1 protein-coding gene is annotated in these 1,645 nt (G+C 70.3%); it reads right to left on the bottom strand.

The window, feature by feature from the left end; translation table 11 throughout:
- Positions 1-144: 144 nt before the first annotated feature.
- Positions 145-1,449, bottom strand: a complete 1,305-nt coding sequence (locus ACWGH4_RS34925; RefSeq protein ID WP_453467911.1) for an extracellular solute-binding protein — start codon at positions 1,447-1,449, stop codon at positions 145-147.
- Positions 1,450-1,645 lie beyond the last annotated feature (196 nt).

Here is a 1,645-nt window from a genome sequence, read left to right as displayed (position 1 = left end):
CGGGGGGGCCCCCACCCCCGCGGGGCGCCGGGCCCCGGGGGGGCGGGGCGGGCGGTGCCGGGGGGGCGTTGGTTGGGGGGGGGGGGGCGGGGGCCCCGGGGGGGACCCCGGCCGGCTCCGCCGCGGTCTTGTAGGCCATGGGTCTCAGCCCGCGTCGGTGAACGCGGCGTCCATCTTCTCCGCGGCATCGCTCGAGGCCTCGGCCACGTCCTTCTTGCCGCTGACGATCTCCTGGAACATGGTCGGCAGGACGAGCGAGGCGTCGATCCGGCCCCAGGCGGGCGAGGCGGGGACGAACTTGGCGCCGGCGCCGAGCGTCCGGATGAAGGGCTCGACGAACGGCTGCTTCTTCGCCGCCTCGGCGCGCACATCGGTGTACGTGGGCAGGAAGCCCATCGCGTCGAAGAGCTTGCCCTGGGACTCCTTGCCCGCGAGCCGCTTCATCAGGTCCACCGCCAGGGTGCGGTGCGAACTGCTCTTGAGCACGCCGACGTTGTTGCCGCCCGCGAACGCAGGGGCGATCTCACCGGCCTTCAGCCCCGGCAGCGGTACGACCGCGTACTTGCCCTTGACCGCGCCGGCCTCGACGGCCTGGTGGCTGAAGTCGCCGCCGATCGCCATGGCCGCGTTGCCGGCGGCGAAAGCGGTGACGACGGCGTTGCCGCCCATGGCGGCGCACTTGGCTGCCGGGCAGTTGTCGTCGCCGAAGAGGGACGTGTACGCCTTGATGCCCTTCTGTGCGGCAGGGCTGTCGATGGCGGACTCGTAGGAGCCGCCGCTCTCCTGTGCCAGTTCGCCGCCGTGGGCCCAGATGAACGGCATCGCGCCGTAGGTGTAGGCGCCGCCCACGGCGAGGCCGTAGAGGTCCGGCTTCTCCTTGTGGATCTTCTTCGCGGTGGCGATGAGCTCGTCCTGGGTCCTCGGCACCGCGATGCCGAGGTCCTTGAAGACGTCGGTGCGGTAGTAGAGCGCGCGGACGCCGACGAAGAGAGGCGCTCCGTAGACCTTGCCGTCGACCGTGACGGACTGCTTGGCGGTGGGGTCGGTGTCCTTGGCCTCGTCCCAGGCGCCGAACTCGGCGGTGACGTCGGCGAGTCCGCCGTCCTTGACGTAGCCGGCGGTGTCGGTGTTGCCGTACTCGATCAGATCGGGCGCGCTCTTCGGGTCGTTGAACGCCGCCTTGATCCTCTGGGCGCGGGTCTCGACCGGTATGTACTCGACCTCGACCTCGGCGTCCTTGTGCGCCTTCTCGAACGCGGCGACCGCGGCGTCGACGACCTGTTCCTTGGGCTTGTTGTTGACCTCCTGGAACAGCCAGACCCGCAGCGTGCCGCTCTTGTCGTCCTGCTGGGCGCTGTTGCCGGAGGTCTGCGGGGCACAGGCGGTGGCGGTGACGCCGGCCAGTGCGAGTGCCGCGGCGGTGGCGGCGACTCTGGAGAGGAGCTTCATGCGTGATCCCTACGAAGTGGGCGTTGCAACATACGCAACGAGCGTTTCGTCATGCACAACACGCAGGAGGCTAGGCCCGCTTGAACGGCCCTACAAGAGGGGCGCGAGAGGTCTCAACCACTCTGTGACCGGCAAAAGCACCCTGTGCAACGGCGCACCGCACGCAAACGGCCCCCGGGCGCGCCGAAGCGCGTCC

The sequence above is a fragment of the Streptomyces sp. NPDC054847 genome, from assembly GCF_053610925.1.
The sequence above is the reverse complement of the archived record's forward strand: the minus strand, read 5'-3'. Positions and strand labels throughout refer to the sequence as shown.

Excerpts from the sequence above, each read along its gene's own strand:
- ACWGH4_RS34925 (WP_453467911.1), bottom strand. The coding sequence starts at position 1,449 with ATGAAGCTCCTCTCCAGAGTCGCCGCCACCGCCGCGGCACTCGCACTG.